The organism is Mesorhizobium sp. WSM4820, from assembly GCF_055811075.1.
The window spans coordinates 82,920-108,520 of record NZ_JBVVQN010000015.1; the positions used below are offsets into that span (position 1 = coordinate 82,920).

General features: G+C 62.6%; 25 protein-coding genes. 9 read left to right on the forward strand and 16 right to left on the reverse strand.

Features of this window, described 5'->3' with window-relative positions; genetic code table 11:
- Nucleotides 1–2: 2 nt before the first annotated feature.
- Genes AC0L2R_RS23275 through AC0L2R_RS23305 form a run of 7 tightly spaced genes read right to left on the reverse strand, consistent with a single transcriptional unit; the run spans nucleotide 3 to nucleotide 7,131 of the window.
- Complete coding sequence (locus AC0L2R_RS23275; protein ID WP_473511772.1) at nucleotides 3–422, reverse strand: diol dehydratase small subunit; 420 nt, start codon at nucleotides 420–422, stop codon at nucleotides 3–5.
- Nucleotides 419–2,686 (reverse strand): propanediol/glycerol family dehydratase large subunit, encoded by a 2,268-nt coding sequence (locus tag AC0L2R_RS23280; protein WP_473511773.1) that lies wholly within the window; start codon nucleotides 2,684–2,686, stop codon nucleotides 419–421. The genes AC0L2R_RS23275 and AC0L2R_RS23280 overlap by 4 nt, the downstream gene beginning before the upstream one ends.
- A gap of 25 nt (nucleotides 2,687–2,711) precedes the next feature.
- Nucleotides 2,712–2,873 carry a hypothetical protein gene (locus AC0L2R_RS23285; protein WP_473511774.1) on the reverse strand — a complete coding sequence of 54 codons (162 nt, stop codon included), beginning with the start codon at nucleotides 2,871–2,873 and terminating at the stop codon, nucleotides 2,712–2,714.
- Nucleotides 2,870–3,925: an ABC transporter ATP-binding protein gene (locus AC0L2R_RS23290; protein ID WP_473511776.1), complete on the reverse strand. Its 1,056-nt coding sequence runs from the start codon at nucleotides 3,923–3,925 to the stop codon at nucleotides 2,870–2,872. The genes AC0L2R_RS23285 and AC0L2R_RS23290 overlap by 4 nt, the downstream gene beginning before the upstream one ends.
- Before the next feature lie 18 nt (nucleotides 3,926–3,943).
- Nucleotides 3,944–4,762, reverse strand: coding sequence for a carbohydrate ABC transporter permease (locus tag AC0L2R_RS23295; protein WP_473511778.1), 819 nt, complete (start codon nucleotides 4,760–4,762; stop codon nucleotides 3,944–3,946).
- Nucleotides 4,759–5,688: a carbohydrate ABC transporter permease gene (locus tag AC0L2R_RS23300; protein WP_473511780.1), complete on the reverse strand. Its 930-nt coding sequence runs from the start codon at nucleotides 5,686–5,688 to the stop codon at nucleotides 4,759–4,761. Before AC0L2R_RS23300 ends, AC0L2R_RS23295 begins: the two co-directional genes overlap by 4 nt.
- A 54-nt stretch (nucleotides 5,689–5,742) precedes the next feature.
- Complete coding sequence (locus AC0L2R_RS23305; RefSeq protein WP_473511782.1) at nucleotides 5,743–7,131, reverse strand: extracellular solute-binding protein; 1,389 nt, start codon at nucleotides 7,129–7,131, stop codon at nucleotides 5,743–5,745.
- Nucleotides 7,132–7,580: 449 nt separating this feature from the next.
- Here AC0L2R_RS23305 and AC0L2R_RS23310 point away from each other — a divergent pair, with 449 nt between their 5' ends.
- On the forward strand, nucleotides 7,581–8,351 hold the full coding sequence (locus AC0L2R_RS23310) for a helix-turn-helix transcriptional regulator (protein WP_473511784.1): 771 nt from the start codon (nucleotides 7,581–7,583) through the stop codon (nucleotides 8,349–8,351).
- Between the two features lie 448 nt (nucleotides 8,352–8,799).
- On the opposite strand, the gene AC0L2R_RS23315 is transcribed toward AC0L2R_RS23310, so the two are convergent.
- The 3 genes from AC0L2R_RS23315 to AC0L2R_RS23325 all read right to left on the reverse strand — a co-directional run bounded on the left by AC0L2R_RS23315 (nucleotide 8,800) and on the right by AC0L2R_RS23325 (nucleotide 10,413).
- Entirely contained in the window at nucleotides 8,800–9,687 is an 888-nt protein-coding gene (locus AC0L2R_RS23315; RefSeq protein WP_473511785.1) for a hypothetical protein, read from the reverse strand.
- A gap of 54 nt (nucleotides 9,688–9,741) precedes the next feature.
- Nucleotides 9,742–9,900, reverse strand: coding sequence for a hypothetical protein (locus AC0L2R_RS23320; protein WP_473511787.1), 159 nt, complete (start codon nucleotides 9,898–9,900; stop codon nucleotides 9,742–9,744).
- Between the two features lie 327 nt (nucleotides 9,901–10,227).
- Nucleotides 10,228–10,413, reverse strand: a complete 186-nt coding sequence (locus AC0L2R_RS23325) for a hypothetical protein (protein ID WP_473511788.1) — start codon at nucleotides 10,411–10,413, stop codon at nucleotides 10,228–10,230.
- 862 nt (nucleotides 10,414–11,275) lie between these two features.
- Between AC0L2R_RS23325 and AC0L2R_RS23330 the strand changes: the two genes are divergently transcribed.
- Nucleotides 11,276–11,755 (forward strand): hypothetical protein, encoded by a 480-nt coding sequence (locus AC0L2R_RS23330; protein ID WP_473511790.1) that lies wholly within the window; start codon nucleotides 11,276–11,278, stop codon nucleotides 11,753–11,755.
- 311 nt (nucleotides 11,756–12,066) lie between these two features.
- Here AC0L2R_RS23330 and AC0L2R_RS23335 read toward each other — a convergent pair whose 3' ends face one another.
- The 4 genes from AC0L2R_RS23335 to AC0L2R_RS23350 all read right to left on the reverse strand — a co-directional run bounded on the left by AC0L2R_RS23335 (nucleotide 12,067) and on the right by AC0L2R_RS23350 (nucleotide 15,028).
- Nucleotides 12,067–12,810 carry a hypothetical protein gene (locus AC0L2R_RS23335; protein ID WP_473511792.1) on the reverse strand — a complete coding sequence of 248 codons (744 nt, stop codon included), beginning with the start codon at nucleotides 12,808–12,810 and terminating at the stop codon, nucleotides 12,067–12,069.
- Between the two features lie 305 nt (nucleotides 12,811–13,115).
- The gene (locus AC0L2R_RS23340; RefSeq protein ID WP_473511793.1) at nucleotides 13,116–13,766 is read right to left on the reverse strand and encodes a DUF4238 domain-containing protein; all 651 of its coding nucleotides are present in this window, start codon (nucleotides 13,764–13,766) and stop codon (nucleotides 13,116–13,118) included.
- Nucleotides 13,766–14,071 (reverse strand): DUF4238 domain-containing protein, encoded by a 306-nt coding sequence (locus AC0L2R_RS23345; protein WP_473511795.1) that lies wholly within the window; start codon nucleotides 14,069–14,071, stop codon nucleotides 13,766–13,768. The genes AC0L2R_RS23340 and AC0L2R_RS23345 overlap by 1 nt, the downstream gene beginning before the upstream one ends.
- Before the next feature lie 600 nt (nucleotides 14,072–14,671).
- Nucleotides 14,672–15,028 carry an SAM domain-containing protein gene (locus AC0L2R_RS23350; protein WP_473511797.1) on the reverse strand — a complete coding sequence of 119 codons (357 nt, stop codon included), beginning with the start codon at nucleotides 15,026–15,028 and terminating at the stop codon, nucleotides 14,672–14,674.
- Between the two features lie 93 nt (nucleotides 15,029–15,121).
- Here AC0L2R_RS23350 and AC0L2R_RS23355 point away from each other — a divergent pair, with 93 nt between their 5' ends.
- From AC0L2R_RS23355 to AC0L2R_RS23375, 5 genes are all read left to right on the forward strand, one after another.
- Nucleotides 15,122–15,472 carry a hypothetical protein gene (locus AC0L2R_RS23355; protein ID WP_473511799.1) on the forward strand — a complete coding sequence of 117 codons (351 nt, stop codon included), beginning with the start codon at nucleotides 15,122–15,124 and terminating at the stop codon, nucleotides 15,470–15,472.
- A 521-nt stretch (nucleotides 15,473–15,993) separates the two neighbouring features.
- Nucleotides 15,994–16,959, forward strand: coding sequence for an ABC transporter substrate-binding protein (locus tag AC0L2R_RS23360; protein WP_473511800.1), 966 nt, complete (start codon nucleotides 15,994–15,996; stop codon nucleotides 16,957–16,959).
- On the forward strand, nucleotides 16,956–17,648 hold the full coding sequence (locus AC0L2R_RS23365) for a L,D-transpeptidase (RefSeq protein ID WP_287065731.1): 693 nt from the start codon (nucleotides 16,956–16,958) through the stop codon (nucleotides 17,646–17,648). Before AC0L2R_RS23360 ends, AC0L2R_RS23365 begins: the two co-directional genes overlap by 4 nt.
- Nucleotides 17,649–17,799: 151 nt before the next feature.
- Nucleotides 17,800–18,018 carry a hypothetical protein gene (locus AC0L2R_RS23370; RefSeq protein ID WP_036263676.1) on the forward strand — a complete coding sequence of 73 codons (219 nt, stop codon included), beginning with the start codon at nucleotides 17,800–17,802 and terminating at the stop codon, nucleotides 18,016–18,018.
- Nucleotides 18,019–18,259: 241 nt separating this feature from the next.
- Nucleotides 18,260–18,499 carry a hypothetical protein gene (locus tag AC0L2R_RS23375; protein ID WP_023803696.1) on the forward strand — a complete coding sequence of 80 codons (240 nt, stop codon included), beginning with the start codon at nucleotides 18,260–18,262 and terminating at the stop codon, nucleotides 18,497–18,499.
- Between the two features lie 200 nt (nucleotides 18,500–18,699).
- Here the strand turns inward: AC0L2R_RS23375 and AC0L2R_RS23380 are convergent, their stop codons facing one another.
- The gene (locus AC0L2R_RS23380) at nucleotides 18,700–20,742 is read right to left on the reverse strand and encodes a BTAD domain-containing putative transcriptional regulator (protein WP_473511801.1); all 2,043 of its coding nucleotides are present in this window, start codon (nucleotides 20,740–20,742) and stop codon (nucleotides 18,700–18,702) included.
- Nucleotides 20,743–20,986: 244 nt separating this feature from the next.
- Between AC0L2R_RS23380 and AC0L2R_RS23385 the strand changes: the two genes are divergently transcribed.
- Together AC0L2R_RS23385 and AC0L2R_RS23390 are read left to right on the forward strand one after the other, a co-directional pair.
- Entirely contained in the window at nucleotides 20,987–22,072 is a 1,086-nt protein-coding gene (locus AC0L2R_RS23385; RefSeq protein WP_473511802.1) for a PLP-dependent cysteine synthase family protein, read from the forward strand.
- A 22-nt stretch (nucleotides 22,073–22,094) separates the two neighbouring features.
- On the forward strand, nucleotides 22,095–23,633 hold the full coding sequence (locus tag AC0L2R_RS23390; RefSeq protein ID WP_473511803.1) for a pyridoxal phosphate-dependent decarboxylase family protein: 1,539 nt from the start codon (nucleotides 22,095–22,097) through the stop codon (nucleotides 23,631–23,633).
- 107 nt (nucleotides 23,634–23,740) lie between these two features.
- Here the strand turns inward: AC0L2R_RS23390 and AC0L2R_RS23395 are convergent, their stop codons facing one another.
- Nucleotides 23,741–25,381 carry an ABC transporter substrate-binding protein gene (locus AC0L2R_RS23395; protein ID WP_473511805.1) on the reverse strand — a complete coding sequence of 547 codons (1,641 nt, stop codon included), beginning with the start codon at nucleotides 25,379–25,381 and terminating at the stop codon, nucleotides 23,741–23,743.
- Nucleotides 25,382–25,601 lie beyond the last annotated feature (220 nt).

Below are 25,601 nucleotides of genomic sequence, written 5' to 3' on the forward strand. Positions count from 1 at the left end.
CCCTAGTACCGGCGGCGAAACAGATTGCGGCGCTCGTAAACGGCGACCGCTTCGTCGATCAGCGCCGCGATGGCGTGGGCGCCGTATTCGCGACGCAGCAGCTCGGCGCGCTCTTTCAGCAGTTGGGCTTCGGGAATCCGGCCCGGCCGCAACATTTCATAGGTGTCCAGGATGAGGTCTTGCGGGACGGAGACGAGGTCGGCGGCGCGTTCGAGATTGAGCGCAAGCCGGTCGCGGCCCGCATCGCGGGCGATCGATGCCTGAAGTCTGAGCACGCCGGCCGAAATCCGGATGTCTTCGGCACCGATCCGTTCCGAAGTCACTGCGTCGAGCGTCAAGTCGGCAAGCGGCATGCCTGACGCCGACACCGCCTGATCGGGCGCATTCTCGGAGATGGGATAGAGGTCGAGAGGGGATGTCACGGTCGAAACCCTCCTTGTCCGATTGCAAACGTGACATCGAGCGGAGGGGCATCCGGCACTACCAGCCCAATCTCTATCGCGTAGAGCATGGCGACGCGCACATGGTAGCGGGCGCCGAGCGCCTGACCTTCGGTCGGCACGATGACGGGTTCCGGCACGAGCCCCAGCGCGTGGAGCGCGGCGTTGCGGCCCATTGCGCGGTAGTGGTCGAGCGTCGTGATCGGTGCATTCGAAAACAGTTCGATGTTCATGTGCGGCAGCCGGTCGGCGCGGTGGATGACTGCGGTGCCCTTGGCCTGGATGCCGATGGCATAACCCGAGCCGGAGAGGCGCGCCGCGGTGAGGCCGAGGAAGGACGTGTCGGCGGTATGTCGGATGCGAACGAGGCGCGGCACGCCGCCGCCCTCGCTCACACCATCGGTCAGGGCCAGCACCACGTCGATCAAGTCGTGGCCGGCGGTCGTTTGCGTGAGCTCGTTGCCGAATGCGGGGCTGAGGCCAATCACCACCTCGCGCGGATCCGTGCCTTTGCCGGCCTCGCCGCCTGGAATCAGCCATGGCTCCGAGGTCGGGTCGACGCGACGCTCGCTCTCCAGCACCTTCTCGCGTGTCTGAACGTCGCGCACGCCTCGGACCGCTTCCCATCTAGCTTCGGACATCCGATATCCGCTGCCCGGTCCCCGGTAGTCGTTGGGATCGTTGAGCGCGCTGATGACCTTGCCGTCGCGCAGGATGGCCGACGTCTGCAGATAGTCGCCGGAGATGCGCTGGCGAAGCATCAGCAATAGGTTCTCGGCCTCGCGCCCGAAGCCCCGTTTGTGCAGCGCCCGCACCACATCCACCGCTGTTAGTCCGCGATCGCGAATCGCTTCGCTGATGCGCGTGACATCGCCGGTCGAGAAGGTTTCGGTATCGAGCGAGCCCGAGGCGGCGGCAACGGAGAGCATCCAGGCTTCCGGCACTTCGGCGAGGCCAAGCTCCTGGAAGACGGCGGCCAGCGCCTTGATCCCTTGCATGCGGAGCTCGCGGATATTGCTCTCCTCTATGGGTGTCAGCCCACCATCCGCCTCGAGGTCACGCTGCAGAGCGAGGAAGTCCTCGACGTCCTCGCCGTTGAACAGGGATGGGTTGAACGAATTGTCGTATTTGCGGATCGATCCCATGCCGGAACACAACAGGTCGGAGCCGGCCATGAGGAAGGGCGTGATCTTGGCGCCAACCCGGATCTCGGACTCGCTGACGCGGGTGTCGTTGCCGGAGGCGCATTCAAGGCCGAGCCAGACGGCGATGAGGTTTTCGGCCATGAGCTCGCGCATGCCCCCCGCCATCGAGACGGTCAACGGCGCGCCGTCGATGCCGCCGTTCTGCGTTCCCTGTACGCCCATGGCGCGCTGCAGGCAGAGGCAACGGGCTTCCAGGTAGAGAACGGACTGATGTTCGTGAAACCCCATCAGCAGCTCGGAGGATGCGCCAGACGTGCAGCGTGCCTTGATGCCGCGCGAGGCGTAGGCGGCGGTGAGGAAAGCCTTGGACCAGGGTGTGTCGTCGCCATCGACGAACGCAGCTTCCGTGCCATAAACCGATACCGTCTCGGCATAGGAAGTGAAGCCAGCCATGCCGATGCGCAGCTCTTCCGCTTCCTCGATCGAGCACTGGAACAGCACGCCGCCACGCCCAACCGACGCGCCGACCGCGCAGGCGACGGCGTTGGCCCAGGAGTTCGACGCAACGCGCATCGTCGTCTCGATCTCGTCGAAGCCGAGCGCCACGGCAACGGCGGCGTCTGCTGCAAGCTGCAGAGGATCATCCTTAGCGTTGGTGACGTGCGCCTGGTTTCCCGGCGTGCGGCGCTGCCGCATTTTGGAATAGGCGAAGGTGATCTCCAGTGACGACAAGTGCGACACGACGGAAGCCAGCTTCGCCGGCGTCATGCCGCGAGCCAGCCGCTCGAGCCTTTCGCGCGGCACGTTGATGTCGACCAGCATGCGGGCGACTTCGCCCGAATCGATCGCCATCGCCTCGTCGATTACGTCGAGATCGAGATGATGTGCGGCGATGAAGGAATCGAGGATGTCGAAGTCGGCTTCCGGCTTACCGTCGATCTCGACCACGCGTCCGTTCTCGACTCGCGCCGACGGCGCGGGGTCCCACGGGCTGTGAAAGGTGGCAAAGCCCGCTTCCGGATCCTCCGCGGCAAAGCGGTCGTGCCGCAGCGGCCGCGTGTCCCATTCGTCGAAGCGGCGCCAGCGCGGGGGCGAAGTCATTGCGTCCCTCCCATATGTCGAGCGCTCAGAACCATCGCAGCCACACAAGCTGGATGAGGATGAGCACGATCACGTCCCAAAAGATCACCTCGCCGATCGTGAACCAGCGCTTCATGCGGTTGACGCGCCAGAAGCCGAGCCAGACGATCGCTGTCAGGATGAGCGGGACAAAGCTGGCGGCGGTCACTCGACCCTCTTTCCCGTGGCGGCGTCGAAATAGTGCAGCGCCTGCTTCGGGAAGGAGACGCTCACCGGCTGTCCCGGCTCGATCGCATCGCAATTCGTCTGCGTCCGCAGCGTGATTGCCTGCCCGCCCGCGTTTTGGAAGACCAGCAGCGTGTCGGGTTCGATCGCTTCTTTCACGTCCACGGTGAGCGTCATGGCTGCCGGTGCATTCGACGCCATGAATTCGATCTGCTCCGGCCGGATGCCGAGCGTGACCGGCCCGTCGGGGCGATCGACCGCGCAAGCCACCGCGCCAGCCTTGAATATGCCGCCTTTGACCACTCCGCCGATCGTGTTCATCGCCGGGCGGCCCATGAACTCGGCGACGAAGCGGTTGGCGGGCCGGCGGTAGATCGTCTTCGGCTCGTCGAACTGCACCAGCCGGCCCTCCTTCAGCACGGCGATGCGCGTCGCCAGCGTCATCGCCTCCTCCTGGTCGTGCGTGACGAAGACGAAGGTTTTGTCGAGCTTGCGATGCAGGCGGTTGAGCTCGGTGCGCATATGCAGGCGCAGCAGCGCGTCCAAGTTGGAAAGCGGTTCGTCCATGAGGCAGATCGCCGGTTGCCAGACCAGCGCGCGCGCTACGGCGACACGTTGCGCCTGGCCGCCGGAGAGCTGCGCCGGCTTGCGCTGCAGATAGTGGGCGATGCGCAGAAGCTCGGCCATGTCCTTCACCGAACGCTCGATTTCCGCGGCGGCCACTTTGCGGATACGCAGGGGATAGGCGATGTTCTCGAAGACGGTCTTGTGGCTGTAGAGTGCGTAGTTCTGGAACACCATGCCGATGCCGCGGAAGCGCGGCGGCACGTTGGTCACGTCCCTACCTTCGATCTCGATGCGGCCGCTCGACGGCTGCTCCAGCCCGGCGAGCAGGCGGCACGCAGTTGTTTTGCCAGAGCCCGAGGGCCCAAGCAGCACGATGAATTCGCCGAGATCGAAGTCGAGATCGAGCCGATCGAGCGCGACGGTGCCGTCCGCAAACCGCTTCGTCACTTCCTTGAACGAGACTGCCATTGGATGATCCGCTGGTCCTTAGCCCTTCACCGCGCCGAAGGTCAGGCCGCGCACGAGGTGCCTCTGGACGAGAAATGTGAAGACGATGATCGGCAGGGTGGCGACCACTGCCACCGCGGCGACCTGCCCCCACAGGGTGCCGTGTGGCGTGATCAGGCCGGGAATGCCGACCGTCAGCGGCCGCCCCTCGAACGCCACGAGGATGAAGGCGTAGAGGAACTCGTTCCACGACATGATGAAGCAGAGCACCGCCGTTGCCGCGAGTCCGGGCGCGGCCAGCGGCGCGATGACGCGCACGAATGCTCCGAGCTTCGAGCGCCCGTCCATCATCGCCGCCTCGTCGATCTCCTTCGGTATCTCGGCGAAGAAGCCGCGCATCATCCAGACGACCAGCGACAGATTGAAGCTCGTATGGGCAATCACCACGGCGTAGATCGTGTCGGTCAGGCCGATTGTCGTGAAGAACAGGAAGAGCGGCACCGCGATCGCGATCGGCGGCGCCATGCGCGTCGTCAGGAAGAAGAAAAACAGGTCTTCCTTGCCGGCGAAATCCGTGCGCGCGAACACATAGGCGGCCGGCGCGCCGATCAGGATCGACAGCGCAGTCGATCCCAGAGAGATGACCAGCGAATTGAAGACGAGGGGGAGATATTCCTTATCGATGAAAACCGCCGGATAATTGGCGAAGGTCGGCATGAAGAACCAGGTCGGCTGCGTCGAGAGGATATCGAGGCGGCCCTTGAAGGACGTCAGCAAGATCCAGACGTACGGCGTGAGCGCAAGCACCAGTACGCAGGCGAGGATTCCGATCGCGAGGATCTTCCAGGATTTGCTCATGGCCGAGCCTCTTGGTCCGCCGACTTCCAGTACACGGCCTTGTAAAAGACCGAGCACATGATCAGCACGACCAGGTAGACCATGAACGAGACCGCGGCGCCGTAGCCGAGGTTCCAGGTCTTGAAGTTGACGCGGTAGGCGTAGATCGAGAGCAGTTCCGAAACGGTACCGGGGCCGCCGCCGGTCATGATGAAGACCTTGTCGAACTCTTTGAAGGCATCGATGCCGCGCAGCAGAAGCACCAACGCGATGATCGGGCGCATCAGCGGCAATAGGATGTCGGTGAACTGCCGCCACGGCCCGGCACCGTCCATTGTCGCTGCCTCGAAGGGCGAGCGCGGCAAGCTCATCAGCCCGGCTAGGATGATCAGCGTCACGAAAGGCGTCCACTGCCAGACGTCGATGGCGATGATGGTGGGCATGACGAGGCCGGGCGACGAGAAGACGGCGCTGGATTGCGACAGCAGGCCAACGGCCCGCAGATAATGCGTCGCCATGCCGAAGTCGCCCTGCAGCAGCAGGCGCCAGATCAGCCCGACAGCGACAGGAGCTAGCATCATCGGCACCAGCAGCAGCGTCGTCAGCAGGCGCTGCCGCTCGATGTAGCGCCAGATCAGCCATGCCAGCACGAAGCCGAGCAGGAACTCGATCGACACCGCGACCAGGACGAAGCGGATGGTACGCCAGAAGGAGCCCCAGAAGATTGCATCCTCACGCACAAGCCTGCGAAAATTGTCGAAGCCGATGAATACGCCCTTCTGGTCCGGATTGGCGAAACTCAGGTCGGTCATGGCCGTGTAGACCATGTAATAAAAAGGCCCCACGAGGAAGACGAGGACGAGCAGCGCCGCCGGCAGGATCAGGGGCATAGATGCGCCGCGGTCGAGCAGGAACTGTCCGCGCGAAGATCGAGTGCCTTTGGTCATGATATGCCCGGCGTTCTCCCGGGGGTTGTCCCCACGGGATTAGGATAGCAGCCCTCACTGCACCGGATATTTCATCGGTGCGCAGGCCCCGAGCAGCGCCGAGATCTCCTTGGCCGACTCATCGAGCGCCGCCTTTGCTTCCTTCTCGCCGGCGAGATAGGAGGACAATTCGCGGACCAGGATGTCGGTCATCTCGCTCGCCTGCGGGATGGTAGGCTTCGGCTTGGCCACCTCATTGGACGCCATCGATGCCTTGGCATACGGCAGCTTCTGCACCTCGGCGGATGCATAAACATCTGGCCTTGCGGAAGCGCCGCCATTCAGATGTTGGCTGAGCTGCTGTTCGTACTCCAGCATCCACTGGATGAAGAGGTATGCGGCCTCCTTGTTCTTGGACGCCGTTGGAATGAGGTATGACCAGCCCTCCACCTGAGCGACCTTGCCGCCTTCCCCCTGCGGCACGATGTCGAAACCCATCTTGCCGACGACCGTCGACACATTCTCATCGACGGCGACGGCGTAGGTCGCGTCGTTCCACATGATGAGCTCGGCGACCTTGCCCTGCTGCATCAACGCCATGACGTCGTCCCAGAAGTAGTTGAGCGTGTCCGGTGGCGAGAAGGCCATCAGGCTCTTGTAGTATTCAGTAGCGGTAATGGCCTGTGGGCTGTTGACGATGACCGGGCCGCATTCGGAGCCCGACTTCACCTCCAACATGTCGCCGCCGAAGGAGTAGAGGAAGTTCAGCCACTCGTACCACAGCGCTTCGTGGCGCTTGCCCTGAAGTGCGGTGCCGTAGAGACCCTGGTCAGGGCGGTTGAACCATTCGGCGATGTCGCGATACTGCTTCCAGTCCTGCGCCGGGCCGAGGTCGTAGCCGTACTTGGCCTTAAAGCCGTCCATCTCCTTGGCGTCGGTCAGGAGATCGGACCGATACCAAGCGTACATTGTGAGCGCGGTGAACGGGAAGCCATAGGCCTTACCCCCGTACCAAGAGATTTCCTTCCAGAGACCTTGGTACAGCTGTTTCTCCGGCTTGAACTCGGGGTCGCGCAGCGTCGCCGAGGTCATAAACTGCTCGATCGGCTCGACATGGCCGTTGGTGACGAACTTGCCGACATTGCGGTGCTGCTGGAGGATAAAGTCGTAGCGGCCGCGCTTTGAGTTGAGGTCGAGCATCACCTTGCTGGCGGTCTCGGACGCCTCATACATCTCGATCTCGACCGTGATGCCGGTGCGCTTCTCGAACTCGGGCGCCAGCTTCTTCATCGCCTCGAGCGGTGGCAGCGCCTCGCCGATAGTGCGGATCGTGGCGCCCTTATACGGCGCCGCCGCTTCCTCCAGCGTCCAGGCACCGGCCTGTCCGGCAATGCCGAGCGCCGCGAATGCCGCGAGCGCCGGCGCCGTTATCAGCATGCGTAGGCGTGAACTATCTTCAAACATCGAGATTCCCCTTTGGATGATTATCGTTGCGGTGCTTTCCAACTTGGCTGGGCTTGAACGCTGGTCCGCCGGGGGATCGGGCCGTGCCCGGGCCGCCCGTGAGATCTGTGGCGTGTTGGCGGCGATCCGCCATTCAAGTCCTCCACCACTGCGCGCGGAATCGCTCGACTTGTCCGAGAGGCCTCAGTCCGCAAGACCGCAGGGCGTCAGTATATGCTATCGACGCCTGCCTGCGTAGCACTTGGTACAAAGAAGGCATATTCCACAAACTAGAGAAAGCCTATAAGAGCATGCCGATCATGGGATATTTCCCTTACAGTGTAATCCAAAACGCATATGCCTTTCGGGATAGGAGCGACGGTGAGGGACGAAGCCTCTGAGACAGCGTCAGGCAGGCGACTGCTGTCGCATCCCGAATGGTTCGACGCCCTCGGCAAACTTCTCTGCAGGTGGGATCGCACCAGTTCCCCGACGCGTTCGCCAAAACCATCCATCGTCTCGCACCATTCGACTACACGGTGAGTTTCGCCTATAGCGGCCCGGGCAAGCCGCTGTGCGTCCACCACACCTTCGCCCCGAAGCAGTTCGACATCCACGTTCGGGAATACGAGATCGGGCCTTACCTACTCGATCCGTTCTATAAGGCGACGGCGAACGGCACGCGGTCGGGAGTTTACCGGCTGTCCGACCTTGCGCCCGACCAGTTCTACAAGAGCGAATACTACAAGTCCTATTATGTGCAGACCGGACCGGTCGACGAGATCGCCTTTTTCACCCCCGGCAAGGACGGGTGGACCGTAGCGACGTCGCTGATGCGCGCGCCCAGCCGCCAGAATTTCACCGCGCACGACCTGCGCACACTGCGTATCGTCGAGCCCTTGGTCCGGCGTATCGTTGAGATGCACTGGCGCACCGACGAAAGGCTCAAGACCGCGACGCCGGTTGAAGACGACAAGGCAGTGATGCGGCGCACCGTGCAGGATGCATTGGAGGCACGCGGCATGCCGCCGCTGACGCCACGAGAACTGCAGGTCGTCGGCCTCGTTCTTGAAGGTCACTCCTCCGAGTCGACCGACAACCTGCTGGGCATCTCAGCCGGAACGGTCCGCATCCACCGCAAGAATATCTATGCCAAGATGCGCATATCCTCTCAGCGCGAACTATTTGCAATCTTCATCAAGGCGCCGGCGACCACCTCTTGGCCGGTCAAGTCTGGGTAGGCTGGTGCGGCTGGCGCCGCTATTTCGCGGCCGATCGATGAGCCAGGAAAATGGATGCTCCAACATCCGCTCTTGGATGAAGGGAACGTTGGCCTCTGCTGGCGGAATGGGCGCTTTCGTACGACGGCCTTGCGGCACTAGCAGACGGACGGGGCCGTCAGCTGACGGGCGGCTTTCGGGAATGAGATGGAGCATAGTATCCGTTCACGCATCAGAGTCGCCCGACGACGACTTATGACCCTGAGCGGATCTGACCCATCGACGCTGCCCGTGCCCCGCGGTTAACCCCCGGCCCGGATCACCTCGTCCACCTCCTTGAGGTCGACGCCTGCCGCGCGAGTGGAGCTTAGCCAAGACGGGCCCGGTGACCTCGTGGCAGTGCGGTCGTTTCATATTGGGGCCCTGGTGGGAACGTCGCGAGGTCGTCTTCCACTGGCCGGGGGGCACTTCACCCCTTCTTTTTCTTTTGTGCTGGCGGCGTCTTGGCAGCCGGCGCTGCCTTCTTCTCTTCAGTGGCGCAACCCTCGGCCTTCGTCAGCGTCAGCTTGATCGTGCCGCTATCGCCGAACACGCCAACCGGCGTGGTGATCTTCCACGCCCCGGTGAGCGCCATCGCGCCTCCGCCACCATCGAGCGAGACCATGTAGTTGCCGGCACCCGACCAGGGCACGCCGGCGGCCATGCCGCCAACCGTGAAACTGCCGCCGTCGCCTTTGGGGGCTAACGAAAAGAGGATCCCCGCCGATGCCCCGGTGCCTGGCAATTCGAATGGCTTGGTCAGGTCGCACACTGTGTGATCGATGGTCAGATCATCGTATCCGCCCTTCGCTCGATAGGCCGTCTTCTTGCAAAGCTTGTCGAACAGACTCCTGGCTATCGCCTCGGCCGCCTCCGCCACCTTGTCCTCGCCGAGAAATCCCTTGTCGTCGGCAATCAATTTCCCGTCGCCATCGGTGACCTGCATGATCCAGGTCACGTCGCCGTCACCGATGCCGACCACGCCGTCGATGAACGTATCGACGCGCAGCTCCTCGATCACGAGGTTCCTTGGGGCATAACCTTCATCCATGAGCTTCTTTTCGGCGGCGCGAGCCTCGGTTATCGTGCTGCCGACATCGACGATGACGGCCTCGCAGCTTCCTTCGGCCTGCGCTTTCTCGACCAGCATTGCGAGTTCGGAGCCGACCAGATGCTGCATCTGTCTGGCAAGCAGTTCGGAGGCCGGGTTGGCGGGCAACACCTCACGTACGGCAATGCGCTGCTCGGCGACGGCTGGCATCGCGCCAAGCGACAGGGCCACCGCCAGGAAAGCGGAACGGATACCAACGGGATACATCGGCTTCTCCACCAAAACGGGGGCTACGCCATGTCCCCGGCAACCAATTATGTATCATGTTGGTCGATGATGGCGTTCTCTAACGTTGAGAGCTTTGGCTGCCTCGACCAGATCGCGGTACTTCGATGTCCAGTCGAGACCGCGGCGGGTGAAAATCCGCGCACTGCCGGCGTCGATGATGATCTGGCAGCGGTAGCCGTCGAATTGTCTCATGCATCCAGTCGTCATCTTGGGGCGACCAAGGTAGGCATCATCGGAGGAATAAATTGTAGCCGGCCAGCACCGGTAGTCACTCGTTTGCGCACAGGTTCGAGTCTAGGCTCATCCGATTCGATGGCTAGGAGAACGGACCATGATCTTTTTACTAAATTAGCAATGATGCATGTAGTGGCATACATTTCGCCCAGCCGGCGACCCCAACGCCCCCCCGCCCGCCGGCTAGGCGCGGCGGCCCGATAGCCACCCGATAGACTGTCGGGCCGTCCCTAGCAAAATTCGCACCCTGAGCCGAGGTAGAGCCAATACGCAATGAGTATGCAGCTAAGGGATTTCGTCCCGACTGGCCTTACCGATCGCCCCAAGCAATGAAGCGAGGGTTGGCGTCAGTTCTGGTTCGACCTTCAGCCCAAACAGCTTGTTCACGTGGCGACGATTGTCTTCGGTACCGATCAACTCCCGAACGGCCTCGGCAAGGGTCTTATGCCCGTCTCTGTCGCGCTTTGCCATCTGCAGGAGTTCCGACTGGGCCGCAACTCGCGGGTCACGGAATGGTTCCGTTAGAGATCAGGAATGTTTGGCACCTCAGTGCAGCTGATGTTCTCGTCAGCCAATTCTATCCTCGCCGCTCAAGCTCCTCCTGAAGCTCCACCGTCAACGCGAGAAGCCTCGGTGGCAAAATTTGCTGGTCGTCCAATCTTAGTAGACCGCGTAGCTTTCGGCGATAGTCTTCCGACCTGATCAGCTCTCGGAAGGCATAGTTCTCTTTGATTGCTGGAGAGTTCCGCAAAGGGTCGAAATGTTTGCCGCAAACAATTCATAGAAGAACGACACGATTCAGCACTTCCGAAGCATAGACGTCTTCCCGAGCCGGGTGTGACTGCCGAGGGATCTGGATAAGGATCTCTGCCGATCCGACATCCATCGCGTCAGCCAGTGAGAGTTGATAAACACCAAGAAGAACCAGAAGAAAATGCGGCTAGCTGCCAAATGGAAATAGATCTGATAAGCGTTTGTTACGATGAGACGGACACTCCTGTTAAGATTAACTGGACTAGTTAATTTCCAACTCTTTTGGGGCCTGATTCAAGCTCGACCGCACCATTCGGAGCCCGCTAGAGCTCTATATTAAGACCGATGGAAGGATTCTCAGGGTCCCCGGGTCCGATTTTTGAAATCTCTGGTGAATCCGATGGATGCACGGAATTCAGCGTGATCCCCGTGAGAGGCGGTGGGTAAAGCTGCTTATTGCAGCCGCACCACGAAAATCCTCGGAGGCAATGCTTAAGAAGGTGACGCGGCGCGCGCAGTCGGTGGTGCGAGCGTGGGGCGTTCAGAAATCGGCGAAGATCCACGGGCTGGGCGCGACCCAGTGCAGGCGGAGGCCGAGCTGCGGCGGCGGCTGCATGGGGCTGGTGCGTTCGACTGCCGTGCCTGGGCCGAGGCCGAGCTCCTGATCTGGTTCGTGCGGCTGGGAATCTGGCCGTTGGATATGGGCCGCACCCTCGACCCTGCAGAGCTTGGCATCGCCGAGACGGAGATTGAGGCGGAAGCGCAGAAGGAGCGTGGGGAGCGAGCGCTGCGAGACAGCGAGGCGCGGTCGGTGCGCCTGAATGGTAAGCTGCGTGATCCGCTGGCGGTCGACTGGCTGAAGCTGTCCGAGGAAATCACCCAAGGCCTGTCTAAGAAGTTGCTGAGCGGGCCGTTTGCCGACCTCGCACCGCGAGGAGGCGCGCAAGAGGCGTCGCAGCTCTGCAAGCCGAGGGCGCTAGCCCATTCAACCGTCGCGAGGCAACGATGCTCTCGGTTACGACTTCTGCGTCAGCTTCAACAAGCAGACTTGGGACATTGATGTAAAGACAAGTACCGAGGACCCTGTCAATTCGAGCTGGGGGAGACGGAGGTTCGCCGTGCGCGCGATGTTGCGCGGTCAAGATCGGCCGAGCGGTATGTGGTCGCCTACGTCGAAATGTCGGACAGACCGGCGCGACAAAAATCGACATTCTCCCAAATCCGCTCGGATCGGACGCTGATGGCGGTCTCAATATCGCCGGCGACAGCATCCGCTATGCGGCCGGCGCGGCTAAGAGCGTCGTCCTGGCGGACGATAGCGCACCTTGAGGCAGCAGCGGCCGTGACGCAGCACATAACTGTTCGCCGGCACTAACCCCTAAAGGTGAGGCCCCAGTAGGCCAGCGCGGCTCGTACCTGCTCGCGCGGATAATGCAGGCCCGCAGACTCGAGATTTCGGCGGATCGCCGCCAGACGGCGGTCAGCGGCGTGCGCGATTCCGCTGTCTAAAGGTACGGTGCCGGGGGGAGCTGCATCCCGCGAAGCCCTCGGCCAACTCTTCGGATATGCGGGATCCTTGATCACAGCTTTAAGATCGACCGGGGCTAGCTCTTCGTGGTCGCAGCGCCAGTCATAGGTGAAGAAGGCGCACGCTCGCAGCATGGCTTTCACTTCGGGCATCACGTCCGTGAACGCCTTAAGCGGCGTCGGGAGCAGGACCATATTGGCGACGCACGAGAAGAACCGAGCGTCCTGCACCACTACATTCGTTGATCCATATGCCGCGTCATCGATGCCCCAGATGTGGCAACAGGACCAGTTTGGGCGATCGTCCTTGCGCAGCCCGAGCGCCTGCGTCAGGGCCTGGTTGGCGTAAAGATTCCCCTCTTGCTTGTGCACCTTGTTCCCGGTCTGCCGATTGGTGTTGAACCGGGGTTCGGACCAATTCCTGTTGTAGAAGAGGCCGCGACGAGCGTGTTCCGGATACCAGACGGGAAGCTTGCGGAAAGTGTCGGCGGCAACCCAGCGAGCCGTTCGCTCTATAAGTCCCACTATATCAGAGAGGCTGAGCTCAGCCCGTAGTGCATCGAGGCCGTCAGGAAGTTCTTGTTTCATCGGAAATCAGTAACTCGATGTGGCTGGCGAGCATAGATATGAGGCGCCGGACCATGCTTCCTCCGCGTAGGCGCGAGCAAATAGCACGAACTGTTTCATCGCGCCAACACCTTGGGATCCGCGGTTGGACCGCGCTCAATTCTGATCTTCTGGTAGTCACACTTCTCGACGACCTGTTGGGAATAGGGTGCAGATAACATCCTGGCGTTGTCTCGAGCGGCGTCCGCTATCTTGTGCGCTCGCGTGGAAGCAGTTGGCGGCAGTCGGTCTCGAAGTTCCGGGCGGCAATGCGCCCATAGCAGACATCAGCCCCCACCTCTCGCCTGTCGTTCCAACGCCGCGCCAAGGTCCCGGCTTCGGACGTACGGCTCTGTCCTGGTGTGGATCTCGAACGACCCGTCGCGAGCATAGAGCTGCTTGGTCGCATATCGAGCAATGCTCGTATTCAGTGCGGCGACCTGGTCGCGGCGATGATCTCGCTGCGCAGGCTGTTTGACGAAGAGCCCGACCAAGGCGAGCTCAGGCGAGATCGTGAACATAACGATCGTATTTTGGAGGCCGAACCCCGGCGAGTAGGGCCTCGGCTTTCCGTCAGCCCAACTTAGGATTACCGGATCGTCGGACGTCGCATAGGTGTAGCCAGGTTCGGCCGAGACGAAAGACCAGCTCCTGCGAGCCAGCTGTTCGAGGGCCGGCTGGACCGCCTGGAGCTCCAATCCGATTAGGTAGGTCTGATCGATCGCGATCTCGTATCCGCCACGATCAATGGAAGCCTTCATATCCTCGTAGTTGATGTCATCGCGGATCGGGACGCCGTTCTCTCGAGCCTGCTTCACCGAGTCCTCGAACCGATCCTTGTGTTTCAGCATCATACCCATCATGCCGTTGACGATCTTGGGATGAAATTCTTCGTTCATCGACCTGAAGCGTGGATTGCGCACGGCCACATTCGCCATCAGCAGCATGACCGGGGAAAATGGGCGTCAGAAGGGAAGCCCTTGGCGGCGATCGCCTCGGCGAGATGCCCTGAGATTTCATCCTCGATCTCAGCCATCCCGTCTTCGATGTGATTGGGGTCGAAGCCCTTGACATCGATGCGGAAGAAGTGGCGCCGGCTGCCAACGTTCCGGACCAAGGTCTCGAACGACTTTCTCGTCGACTGATCGTAGCAGAAGACCTTGGCTTTCCGCTTGTCACAGCCAACGCTGAAATTTCGCAGATAAAATTGAGGGATGAAGTGGTGATTTGCCTTCTCTGCCATTATTGCCCGCAATATTTGCAGACCGATCGCTGCCGATATCGCGCCGAGGATCTGGACGACGAACGGCTCTGGTTCTTTGTGGTAGGTGACTTAGCCGCCCAGATCAGGCCGATCGTTAGGAACGTGTGCTCTCGAAGACCGATGTCCAGCTGCTCTCGCGTTAGACTGGGGGCACCCTCATCACGAGCATAGAGTGCCGTATCTCGCAAGCTCGCGCGCTTGTGAAAATACTCCAACATGGTTCGGATATCCGGGAATCGGCTGACGAAGGCATTATTGGCAGAGGCGGGAGACGGGTTCTCCCCGTCCTCATTGAAGGAGAACAGCCGAAGCCCCAGCGGATATCCGGCCGTGTCGTTCATTACGCTGTCGGACCGGCGCAATCGAGCCTTACACAACTGTATGTGCGGCCCCTTCGTTCTGACGTTGGTTTGGCAATCGCGTCTACGGAGCCTTCACAACCTTCCGTCCGGGACTGACCTATGTCGGCTTCCGGTTCGGTTGTTGAAGACGTAGGTTCAAGTTGGACACGAACAAACCAAGCAGGAAAATATGGGATCCTCAGGCGGTCGTCCACACCTAGCTACTGACGCCGTCTGTTTATTCACGCATCCGAAATGGAGGGTTCCGTCGGCCAAACTTGTCGGCGCCGTCGTGCCAGCCGGCCCAGTCTATGACAATCGGAACATCCGGAGCGTGGGTGTCAAATACATGGATCTGCCAGCTAGGGTGCAGCCGCTGAAAATGCTCAGCATGCAGTGCAGCGTCTTTGGCACCATCGAGCGTCACATGCACACCGCCAGGAAACCAAAACTTACCGGTAGGCCAGTATCGTACGTGGTCCGCTGACCAATCGAGCCACAGGCTTTTCTCAACAAGACCCATCATTGCGTTCTCGGTAGGGCGAAGCGCCAGCACAACGGCGCCACATCGTTGATTTTCTTTGTCTCGCTCCAATGAAGCGCTCCCGCAGCTTCGTACCGTTCAAACTATCGCTGGAGCCAAAACATCCCTGCCGGTGGCCGCCCTAGGAAGCGCCAGTCAATCGTCTTGGCCAGCTTCACCCAGCGCACGATCCATATTGAGGATGTGGTCGAGCCGGGATCGCAACAGGTCCGTCTGGCCGCTCTCGCGCCGTTCCTTCAGTCGCATCGCTTTCGCTTCCCTCGCAGCTTCGTCATCGCCTCGAATCACGCAGAACAAGCCCATCCAGTTTGCCGGAAATCGCAGCCTCTAGCCACGAAATTCGGCAATCTGAAACCCGGAGTCAGGGGAAATCGTAAAACGGAATCAAAGCATTCCGAGTTCTTCACGGACGACGCAGTAGCCAGCGACGGGTTTGTTCGGGAGAACGCACGGCAGCTCAAGTTCAAGTCTGAATCGACCGGTTTTGAAGAGTAATCGTTCTATTCGGCCATTCGACATGCCAACGCTTTGCTTGTAACAGAATCTGTGATAGTCGAGTCATTGACTGTGGCTAAGTTGATTAGCAAAATCAGCAGGTTATGGTGCCACCAAATTTAGAGGTTCGAGTCCTCTTCTGGGCACCAATCCCTTTGTAAGCTCTTGATTTCCTGGAAACCATAGGTTTCCGGGTCATCGGCTGCTACACAAAGGTGCTGTCGCCTTGCGAATGACCTCACCCAATAAGGCGTCCTGATACGCCCCCTGGTTCGTAAGGCGCATGCCTGCGGACATCTCCAAGGTTGGCGCGCGGCGGCCGCGGTTGTGAGCATCTTCCCATACGGAATGTCATCGAGTAGCGTGCAGGGGCGGCAGGTGACGGCGCTCTCCTTGGCGAATGCACTGCTGCACCTTCAGCAGCTGCCGTCAGAAGATGGGGCTGGTGTCACAACCCGGTGCTTGCCGTGACAGATTATTCCCGTCCCGGTTCTTTTCGGCACCGAAACGAGGGGAAAGAAATGCACAACCGATTTCGGCGGTGCCTGCGGAGAATGTCGCTGGCGGCATTGACGATGCTGGCGGTTCCGGTCCACGCGGCTGATCTCGTCATTGCAATGCCGAACTGGCCGTCGGGCCAGGCGACGGCAAACATTCTCAAGGTCAGCCTGAAGCAACATTTCGGGCTCGATGCCGATGTGCGCGAGATGGGGACGCTCATTGCCTTTGCCGGCCTCGATTCGGGCGAGGTCGATATTCATCCCGAAATCTGGCTGCCCAACCTGGACAATCTGGTTAAGAAGTATGTCGACGGCGCCGGCACGGTAGCCATCAGTCCCATCGGTGTGCCGGCATGGCAGGGCATATGCGCCACCCGCGAAACTGCCGACAAATTTGGCATCCGCGACATTTCGGATCTCACCGACCCGCGCAAAACCGCCGCGTTGGACACGGATCGGGACGGACGCGGAGAACTCTGGATTGGCGCCGAGGGTTGGTCCTCGACGGCGATCGAGCGTGTCCGCGCCAACAGCTATGGCTACGCCGAGACAATGACATTGCTGGAGACGCCGGAGGATGTCGGAATGGCGGCTGTCGATGCCGCGGTTGCCACGGCTCATCCGATGGTGTTTGCCTGCTATGCGCCGCATCACGTGTTTGAACTGCACGAAATTGTCCGGCTTGCCGAGCCGCCTTTTGACCCGGCAAAGTGGAAGATCGTGCTGCCTTCCGAGGACCCGCTCTGGGTCTCGAAGTCCAGCGCGCCGGTGTCATGGGATACGGCACATTTCCACATCGCTTACGCCACCTCGCTGCGCAAGAAATATCCTGAGGTGGTCGCGTTCCTGGAACGGGTCGCCCTCAAGCCCGAGGACGCCACCAAGATGAGTTATGCGCTCCAGGTGGAGCGCCAGGATCCTTACGCGTACGCCAAACAATGGGTCGCCGCGCAGGGCGCTCGGGTGCAAGGGTGGGCAAATCCATGACCGGAAAGCTGACGATCGCGGGACGCACCGCTCTCCAGCGGCGCTGCCTGACGGCAATTGTCGCGGTAGCGCTCGGTCTTGTGGCGGTGGCGGCGCTGGCTGCCGGAACCCAGGTTTTCGATCCGAAAACCCGCAAATGGGTGGACTATGACCGCGCCAAGGCGCGCAAATACTATGCCGCGCATAATCAAGTGCCAGAGGCGTTTCGCCCGCAGATGGTCAAGTTCCGCACCGCGGAAGCGCCCGGTACGATCATCATCGACGGCAACCAGCATTTTCTCTACCTGGTGCAGCCGGGTCAGCGCGCCATGCGCTACGGTATTGGCGTCGGCCGGGAAGGCTTTGGATGGGCCGGAATCGTGCGCGTCGGCCGCATGGCGGAATGGCCGACCTGGACGCCGCCGGCCGAAATGGTCGCTCGCGATCCGAATGCTGTCAAACATGCGGGAGGCATGCCGGGAGGGCCCGACAACCCGCTCGGCGCCAGGGCGCTCTATCTGTATGAGCGCGACCAGGACACGATCTACCGGATACACGGCACGCCGGAGCCGTGGACGATCGGGCTCGACGTGTCATCAGGCTGCATCCGGATGCGGAACGACGACATCACCGACCTGGCATCGCGCGTCAAGGTTGGGGCCAAGGTCATCGTTCTCATGCAGGGGGCGGCACTTTACAAGGGTGTTTGAAGCCGGGGTGTGTGAAGCGGCATTCGGAGAGGGACAAGCAATGTCGGCAAAACCTGCAGTGAGAACTTCGATCCGGGCAACAGCAATTGGGTTCCTGGCGGGGGCCTTGAGCGCTTGCGTCAGCACGCCGCCGCCGCCGCCTCAGGACCAGATGTCCAGGACCCAGGTCGAGACGGCCCCGGCCGACCTTCAGCTGCTTTGCGCCGACGCAGCCGCCAAGGCGAGCGGTGCCGACAGCAGCAAAATACTTCCGGTTTCGTCGAGCAAGATCGATTCCACAACCTATCGGGTCGAACTCGATGCCAGCGGCAAGAAGACAAGCTGCCTTGTCGATACCGAAGGCAATGTCAAATCCGTTCAGCCCACCTGATCCGCTCTGGTCGAAGGATTTTGCGGCGATCTGACGATTGCCGCGAACGTGGCGTCGGCTTCGGAGGTGACGATTGGTGGCGACCAGCCGCGGCGAGGTTCAGACACTAGGAGAAAAAGCCCGGCCGACGGCAGCGTGTCTCAACCCAGCGGCATCATCGCGATTGGCAGGTTCGGGCATTCGCTGTACCATTCCTGCGCCGGTCGGCGAAATTGCGCGTTCCGGCAAGGGAGAAACGTCCATGTTACGATCAATTTCGCTCGCGGTTTTCCTGGCGGTCGTTCCTGCGGCAGCCTTTGCAAATTCATGCCCGACCATCATGGCCGCGATCGACGCGGCGTTGCCGACCGCGACGCTGGCCGAGGCCGACATGAACAAAGTCAAGGAACTGCGCGCCCAAGGCGAGAAATTGCACGCCGCCGGCGATCATGCAGGGTCGGAGGCTGCGCTCAACCAAGCCAAGTCGATGCTCGGCATATAATTGCGGGCAAGCTATGCTCCCCCTTCTCCCCCTGTGGGAGAAGGTGGCCGAGCGAAGCTCGGTCGGATGAGGGGTGTTCCAGCTTGGCACCACCGTGATCCGTCCAGCACCCCTCAACCGTCTCGGCGCTGCGCGCCGATCCACCTTCTCCCACAAGGGGAGAAGGGAAGCTCTCCACCGGCAGGGCCGCGTGGGTTGGTTCACCCCAAGCCGATGCGCCTGGCGCCTTGCCGGAACAGGGCTGCGGCGTCCGGCTCGAAGCGGAAGGTGCCGATGAAATCGTCGGCACAGTAGTTCGGCAGCGTCTTGCGGATGGCGGCCGTGAAAGTGCGGGCCTCGTCAAGCCGCCCCGCCAGCGCAAGGCAGTGCGCCGCGATCGCCAGGATGATGGCATGCGCGTTGGGACGGGCGGCGGCCTTCAGCGCCCATTCGGCGGCCTCGTCGAACTGCCCGAGGCGGACATGCGCCATCGCCCTGGCGCCGAGCATGCCGAACAGCAGCGGATCGAACGGACTTAGATGGCGCGAGTGATCGGATGAACCGATCGCCGCGTTCGGATCACCCGACTGCGAGTGGACAAACGAAAGCGCGTAGTGGCCGAGCGCAAAGTTGGGGCTGAGATCGACGGCCCGTTCCAGCTCGATGAGCGAGCCGTCCTGCTCGCCGCGCAACCACAGCGCCCGGCCCATGGCCCAGTGCGCGGCCGGATTGTGATCGTCGACCAGAAGACTTTGGCCGGCGGTCTCGAAGGCGAGCGCGCTTTCCTGGTCGCGGTCTCCCCAGCGCTGAAAGGCGTTCTGCCAATGGGTGAAGGACAGGCCGGCATAGGCGCGGGCGAAGGTCGGATCGAGCTTCAGGGCCATGTCGAAGAAATGCCGGGCCTGCTCGTTTTCCGTGCGGGTGAAGCGATACATGTGCCAGAGGCCGCGATGGTAAGCCTCCCAGGCATTCAGCGAGCTGGGGGCTTTCAGCATGGCGCGGTTGCGCTCGACCATCTCGATCTCGGCCGAGATCGACGAGACGATGCTGTCGCCGACGTCGTCGAGGACGGCAAAGATGTCGTCGGGCCTGCGTTCGAAGGTCTCGGCCCAGACGATCCTGGCCGTGCGCACCTCGACAAGTTCGACGCTGACCGCGACACGGCCAGCCTGGCTGCGCACCGTCCCGGTGGCGACGTAGTCGACGTTGAGTCGCCGGCCGGCATCTTCCGGCGCGATGTTCTTTTCGGCCAGCGCAAAGACCGAGCCGCGGGCGATGACGAAGAAATCCCTGAGCTTGGCCAAACGGGTGATGATGTCGTGGGTCAGGCCGTCGGCCAATCCACCGCGAGAGGGGCCGCCGCGAGGGCCGCCGATCCCGGCTTCCTCGACAAACGGCATCACCGCGAGCGAGGCCTTCGACGTAGTAGTATCGGCATGGGGAAGCACAATTGACGCTTGCGCGGCTGCCGGCAACAGCGCCGGCTGCGCCCGGAGCGTCGCGGCAGGTCGTTCGCTGCGGATCGACCGCCATGCCTCACGAACGCGTCCGAAATCCAGATCCTCCGAAGCAAACAGCTGCGCCGCCGAGGCAAGATGGTCCTCGCCGGCGGCGATCTGCCCGCGTCGCGCCAGGCTTTTCAGAAGAGCCACGTGCGCGCGCTCGTCGAACGGATTGAGTTCCAGCCATGTCTCCAGATGCGCGGACATTTCGTCGGCATCCGCCGGCAGCTTGCTGACCAGCTGTTCCAGAATGGCGGCGTGCCACGAGCTGAAGCGGCGGCGTTGCGCGATAAGCCAGCTGTTGAAATGCGGGCTACGGTCGATCTCCAGCCCGTCGAGGAAGTCGCCGACGAATAGTCTGGACAGGGCCTGCAGCCGCTCAAGATCGAGCGTCTCGATGCCGCTGGCGGCGGCCGAGGCGACATCGACGGCGTCGACGGAAATGCCCTTCAGATCGAGCGCGACTGTGTCGCCTGATGTTTCGATCCTGTGGCGGTCCGGTTCGTCAAAAATGCCCCTGAGCTTGCTGAGGCACCAGCGAAGCTCGCCGCGCGGATCGTTCGGCACATCCCACAAAAGCTCGCACAGACGGCTGCGGCCGACGGCATGCGGCGCGAGCGCCAGATAGGTGAAGAGCGCGCGCAGCTTGCGCGATGCCGGCAGTTGCACGGTGGCGCCGTCGCGGATGACCGTCAGCGGCCCGAGCAGCCGCACGGACAGCCCGGCCGCTGCGCCGTCCAGGCTCGATCGAGCGGATTCCACGTGCGTTTCCACGCTTGCTCCCACGCTGGCCAGTTGTCCTCTGTTTTATCATCGAAAGCGATCGAGTGCATCCGGCAACGAATTTTCCGCGCCGGTTGCCGGCATCGCCACCGTTCCGGGCCGCGTTGGCGGCACCGGAACCGTACTGCGGCAAGGTCTCGAAACCTCGCCGCCCAAGCCGCCGGTTTGTAACCGGCTCGTGACGACGACACCTCGTGACGACAACAATAAGGGGAGAGCAGACATGTTGCAGCAACGGAAAAGGACCACGGCCGGGCGCGGCCGCCTGTTCGACAGCATTATCGACACGGTCGGCGACACGCCGGTGATCAGGATCAACAATCTCGGCCCCGATCATGTGACGATCTATGTGAAGGCCGAGTTCTTCAATCCGGCGGCATCGGTGAAGGACCGGCTGGCGCTCAACATCATCGAAGAGGGCGAGCGCAGCGGCGCCCTGAAACCGGGCCAGACCATCGTCGAGGCGACCAGCGGCAACACCGGCATCGGGCTGGCCATGGTCTGCGCGCAGAAGGGCTATCCGCTGGTGGTGACGATGGCCGACAGTTTCTCCGTCGAGCGCCGCAAGCTGATGCGCATGCTGGGCGCCAAGGTGGTGCTGACGCCGCGCGCCCAGAAGGGTTTTGGCATGTACAACAAGGCGGTCGAACTCGCCGAGGCGAATGGCTGGTTCCTGGCCCGCCAGTTCGAGACCATCGCCAATGCCGCCATTCACGAGGCGACGACGGCGCGCGAGATCATCAACGACTTCGCCGGATCGCGGCTCGACTGCTTCGTCACCGGCTACGGAACCGGCGGCACCGTCGTCGGTGTCGGGCGCGTGCTGCGCCGCGAGCGTCCCGAAACCCGGATCGTGCTGGCCGAACCTGCCAACGCCCAGCTCATCGGCAGCGGCAAGGCGCAGCAGCGCGGCGCCGACGGCGCACCCGCCGCCAGCCATCCGGCCTTCGAGCCGCACCCGATCCAGGGCTGGACGCCGGATTTCATTCCCAACGTCCTGCAGGAGGCGGTCGACGCCAGCCTCTACGACGAGGTGGTGCCGATTGCCGGGCCCGAGGGCATCAAATGGGCCAAGGCGCTGGCGCAAAAGGAAGGGATTTTCACCGGCATCTCCGGCGGAGCGACCTTTGCCGTGGCACGCCAGATTGCGGAAAAAGCTGCACCCGGCTCGGTGATCCTGTGCATGCTTCCCGACACCGGCGAACGCTATATGACGACGCCGCTGTTCGACGGCATCGAAGCCGAGATGGACGCCGAGGAGATCGCGCTGTCGCGCTCAACGCCGGGCTGCCAGTTCCCGGCCGAATAATTGCGCATCGGGAGCAACGCGGATGGACGCCATGCTGAAAGCCGCCGGCACTGCCGGTATGGTTGCCGAAGAAACGCTCGATCCGGTCGACTGGGCCGATGTGCAGGCGCTGTCACACCGGATCGTCGACGACGCCGTCGACTATCTGCGCGATGTCAGGCAACGCCCGGTGTGGCAGGACATGCCGGCGGAGGTGAGAGAATTTTTCGCAGAGCCGCTGCCGCAATCGCCTCAACCGCTGGCCCAGGTCTATGGCGAGGTCGCCCGCAACGTGATGGCCTACCCGATGGGCAACATCCATCCGCGCTTCTGGTCCTGGTACATGGGGTCGAGCAATTTCACCGGGGCGCTCGGCGATTTCCTGGCGGCGGTGCAGGGCTCCAACCTCGGCGGCGGCAACCATGCCGCCGCGCTGATGGACAGCCAGGTCGTCGACTGGTGCAAGCAGATGATGGGCATTCCGCAATCAGCCAGCGGCACGCTGGTCAGCGGCGGCTCGATGGCCAACATCATTGGCCTGACCGTGGCCCGCAACGCCAGGGCTGGCATCGACGTGCGCGAGCATGGCGTTGCCGCCATCGACAAGCCGCTGCGTTTCTATGGCTCGGACCAGCTTCACTCCTGCCATCGCAAGGCGATGGAGGCGCTCGGCCTCGGCAACCGCGCGCTGCGCCGCATCCCGACCGATGCCGGATTGCGGATCGACATCGACGCGTTGCGGGCGGCGATCACTGAGGACCGCCAGGCGGGTTTTCGGCCGGCCTGCGTGATCGGCACGGCCGGCACCGTGAATACCGGTGCGATCGATGATCTGCAGGCGCTGGCAAGGCTGGCGGCGCAGGAAGATCTCTGGTTCCATGTCGACGGCTGCATCGGCGCGCTGATCGCCATCGCGCCGGAAAATTCCCACCGCGTTGCCGGCATCGAGCACGCCGACTCGATCGCGCTCGACCCGCACAAATGGCTGCACGCCCCTTTCGAGGTCGGCTGCGTGCTGATCAGGGACGCCGCGACCCATCGCAGCACGTTCGCTGTGACGCCGGAATATCTCGAATCGACGCCGCGCGGCCTCGCCTCGGGCCAGTGGCTGCATGATTTTGGCCTGCAGACGTCACGCGGTTTTCGCGCGCTGAAGGTGTGGATGGCGCTGAAGCAGCACGGCATCGAGAAATTCGGCCGCCTGATCGACCAGAACATCGCGCAAGGACATTATCTCGGCGCGCTGATCGAGGCCGAACCGCTGGTGGAACTCGTCGCGCCACCGAGCATCAACATCGTCTGTTTTCGCTACCGTGGCGACGGGCTGACGGGAGAGCGGCAGAAGGCGCTCAACACCGAGATCATGCTGCGGCTGCAGGAAGACGGCATCGCCGCCCTTTCGGATACGACGGTGCACGGCCAGCATTGCCTCAGGGCAGCGATCAACAACCACCGCACCCGGCGCGACGACCTGGATTTGCTGGTGCGGGAGACGGTGCGGCTTGGACGGGAGGTTTCAAGGCGTGGCGCGGCTCTGCCTTCTCCCCTTGTGGGAGAAGGTGGCCGCGAAGCGGCGGGATGAGGGTGTTCCAGCTTGGCACCGCCGCACTCCATCCAGCACCCCTCTTCCGTCTTGGCGCTGCGCGCCAATCCACCTTCTCCCACAAGGGGAGAAGGAAAGACCCGCGATCACGCCTCGAGCCAGACCTTGTCGAAATGCTGCTCCAGAGACTGGTGCTGCTCGCAGCCATGCACGCCCTTGCGGAACGTCCGGTAGACCGAGCGCCAGTAGGGCTGGATGATGATGCCGGAGTCGCGCAGATTCTGCTCGATCTTGGTCATGATCTCCTTGCGCGCACTGGCGTCGGGTGTGGCCAGCGCCTTGTCGAGCAAGGCGTCGAACTCCGGATTGGCGTAGGCGGTCTCGTTCCAGGCAGCGCCCGATCTGTAGGCCAGCGCCAGCACCTGGACGCCCAGCGGCCGGCCGAGCCACTCGGTGCAGGAGAAAGGATATTTGCTCCAGTCGTTCCAGAACGTCGCCGCCGGCAGCACGGTCCGTTTGACCTTCAGCCCGGCGTCGCGCATCTGCGCAGCGATGGCGTCGCCGGTGTTCTTCTGCCAGTCGACATCGACGGAGATGAGCTCGTATTCGTGATCGGACTTGCCGGCCTCGGCAAGCAGCGCCTTGGCTTCGTCGACATTGCGGACGGCCGGGCCGATATCGGCGTATTCGGCATGCATCGGGCCGACATGATGGTTCTCGGCCGGCTTGCCGCGGTCGTCCATGCCGATCTTCAGGATTGCGGCATTGTCGACGGCGAGCTGGGCGGCGCGCCGCACCCTGATGTCGCCATAGGGCGGATTGCCGACGTTGAAGCGGGCGACGATGGTCGAGCCGGTGGCAAGCTCGGAATTGCTAAGACCCATGGCGTCGGTCTGCGAGACGGTATCGGCGGCGGTTTCGTGGTTGGTGTCGATCTCGCCCGATTCGAAGGCCGAAAACATCGCATTGGGATCGGAGCCGTAGTCGACCCATTGGATGCCGTCGAGCCAGAAGTCGCCCTTCCACCACGGCTTGTCCTTGCGGCGGACCTCGGCGCCGACCTCGGCGTCCCATGCCACCAGTTCGCAAGGTCCAGTGGTGATCGCCAGGGCCTTCAGCGGATCGCCGTCGCCGTCGTAACTGCGGTGCATGATCAGCGCCGGATAGTCGGTCATGCCGGCAATCAGCGAAATGTCGGGCTTCGGCAGATTGAGCCGGACGGTAAAGTCGTCGACACGCTCGATGCCGCCGTCGATCGGCTTCTTGGTGGCGGCGTCGACCAGCGCCCCCATCCGCTCGGCGACCGAATTGCCGGCAACGCTCGCATCGCACCAGCGCGTCAGGTTGTGGACGACGTCGTCGGCGTTGAAAGTGTCGCCGTTCGACCAGGTGATGCCCTTGCGGACGTGCAGCGTCAGCACGCGGGCGTCGTCGCTGGTCTCCCAACTCTCGAGCAGCCACGGCTCGAAGGTGAAGTCGCGGTTCCAGCGCACCAGATACTCGTTGCAGTGGCGGGCAACATTGGACATTTCGACGCCGTCGAAGGTGCGCGGGTCCTTCCAGCCCTTGACGTTCATGGCGACGCGCAAGACGCCGCCGCGCTTCGGCTCCTGCGCCCTGGCCGGTGAAGGCGCGAGGCCGCCCAGCGCCAGCGCGCCGGCGACGCCGACGCCGAGTGCTGCCATGGTGGCGAGATATTCGCGCCGGTTCATGCTGCCTTTTTTAAAACCGTCGGCGACGGGCTCGGCCTGCGGATGCAGCGCTCTGTCGGTCAGCATCAACTTCATCGTCGAATCCTCCCTGTCGGGGGCCCCGGGGGGCGGGGGGGGGGGGGGGGGGGGGGGGGGGGGGGGGCGGGCGGGGAGGGGGGGGGGGGGGTGGGGGGGGGGGGGGGGGGGGGGGGGGGGGGGGGGGTGGTTGGTTGGGGGGGGGGGGGGGGGGGGGGGCGGGGGGGGGGGCGGGGGGGGGGAGGGGGGGGGAGGGGGGGGGGGGGGGGGGGGGGGGGGG

Coding starts and splice junctions, on each gene's coding strand:
- AC0L2R_RS23315 (WP_473511785.1), bottom strand. CDS start 9,687: ATGTATCCCGTTGGTATCCGTTCCGCTTTCCTGGCGGTGGCCCTGTCG.
- AC0L2R_RS23390 (WP_473511803.1), top strand. CDS start 22,095: ATGGACGCCATGCTGAAAGCCGCCGGCACTGCCGGTATGGTTGCCGAA.
- AC0L2R_RS23395 (WP_473511805.1), bottom strand. CDS start 25,381: ATGAAGTTGATGCTGACCGACAGAGCGCTGCATCCGCAGGCCGAGCCC.
- AC0L2R_RS23340 (WP_473511793.1), bottom strand. CDS start 13,766: ATGGCGAATGTGGCCGTGCGCAATCCACGCTTCAGGTCGATGAACGAA.
- AC0L2R_RS23295 (WP_473511778.1), bottom strand. CDS start 4,762: ATGAGCAAATCCTGGAAGATCCTCGCGATCGGAATCCTCGCCTGCGTA.
- AC0L2R_RS23370 (WP_036263676.1), top strand. CDS start 17,800: ATGTCCAGGACCCAGGTCGAGACGGCCCCGGCCGACCTTCAGCTGCTT.
- AC0L2R_RS23335 (WP_473511792.1), bottom strand. CDS start 12,810: ATGAAACAAGAACTTCCTGACGGCCTCGATGCACTACGGGCTGAGCTC.
- AC0L2R_RS23365 (WP_287065731.1), top strand. CDS start 16,956: ATGACCGGAAAGCTGACGATCGCGGGACGCACCGCTCTCCAGCGGCGC.
- AC0L2R_RS23300 (WP_473511780.1), bottom strand. CDS start 5,688: ATGACCAAAGGCACTCGATCTTCGCGCGGACAGTTCCTGCTCGACCGC.
- AC0L2R_RS23345 (WP_473511795.1), bottom strand. CDS start 14,071: ATGGCAGAGAAGGCAAATCACCACTTCATCCCTCAATTTTATCTGCGA.
- AC0L2R_RS23325 (WP_473511788.1), bottom strand. CDS start 10,413: ATGGCAAAGCGCGACAGAGACGGGCATAAGACCCTTGCCGAGGCCGTT.
- AC0L2R_RS23280 (WP_473511773.1), bottom strand. CDS start 2,686: ATGACTTCGCCCCCGCGCTGGCGCCGCTTCGACGAATGGGACACGCGG.
- AC0L2R_RS23290 (WP_473511776.1), bottom strand. CDS start 3,925: ATGGCAGTCTCGTTCAAGGAAGTGACGAAGCGGTTTGCGGACGGCACC.
- AC0L2R_RS23375 (WP_023803696.1), top strand. CDS start 18,260: ATGTTACGATCAATTTCGCTCGCGGTTTTCCTGGCGGTCGTTCCTGCG.
- AC0L2R_RS23360 (WP_473511800.1), top strand. CDS start 15,994: ATGCACAACCGATTTCGGCGGTGCCTGCGGAGAATGTCGCTGGCGGCA.
- AC0L2R_RS23320 (WP_473511787.1), bottom strand. CDS start 9,900: ATGAGACAATTCGACGGCTACCGCTGCCAGATCATCATCGACGCCGGC.
- AC0L2R_RS23385 (WP_473511802.1), top strand. CDS start 20,987: ATGTTGCAGCAACGGAAAAGGACCACGGCCGGGCGCGGCCGCCTGTTC.
- AC0L2R_RS23305 (WP_473511782.1), bottom strand. CDS start 7,131: ATGTTTGAAGATAGTTCACGCCTACGCATGCTGATAACGGCGCCGGCG.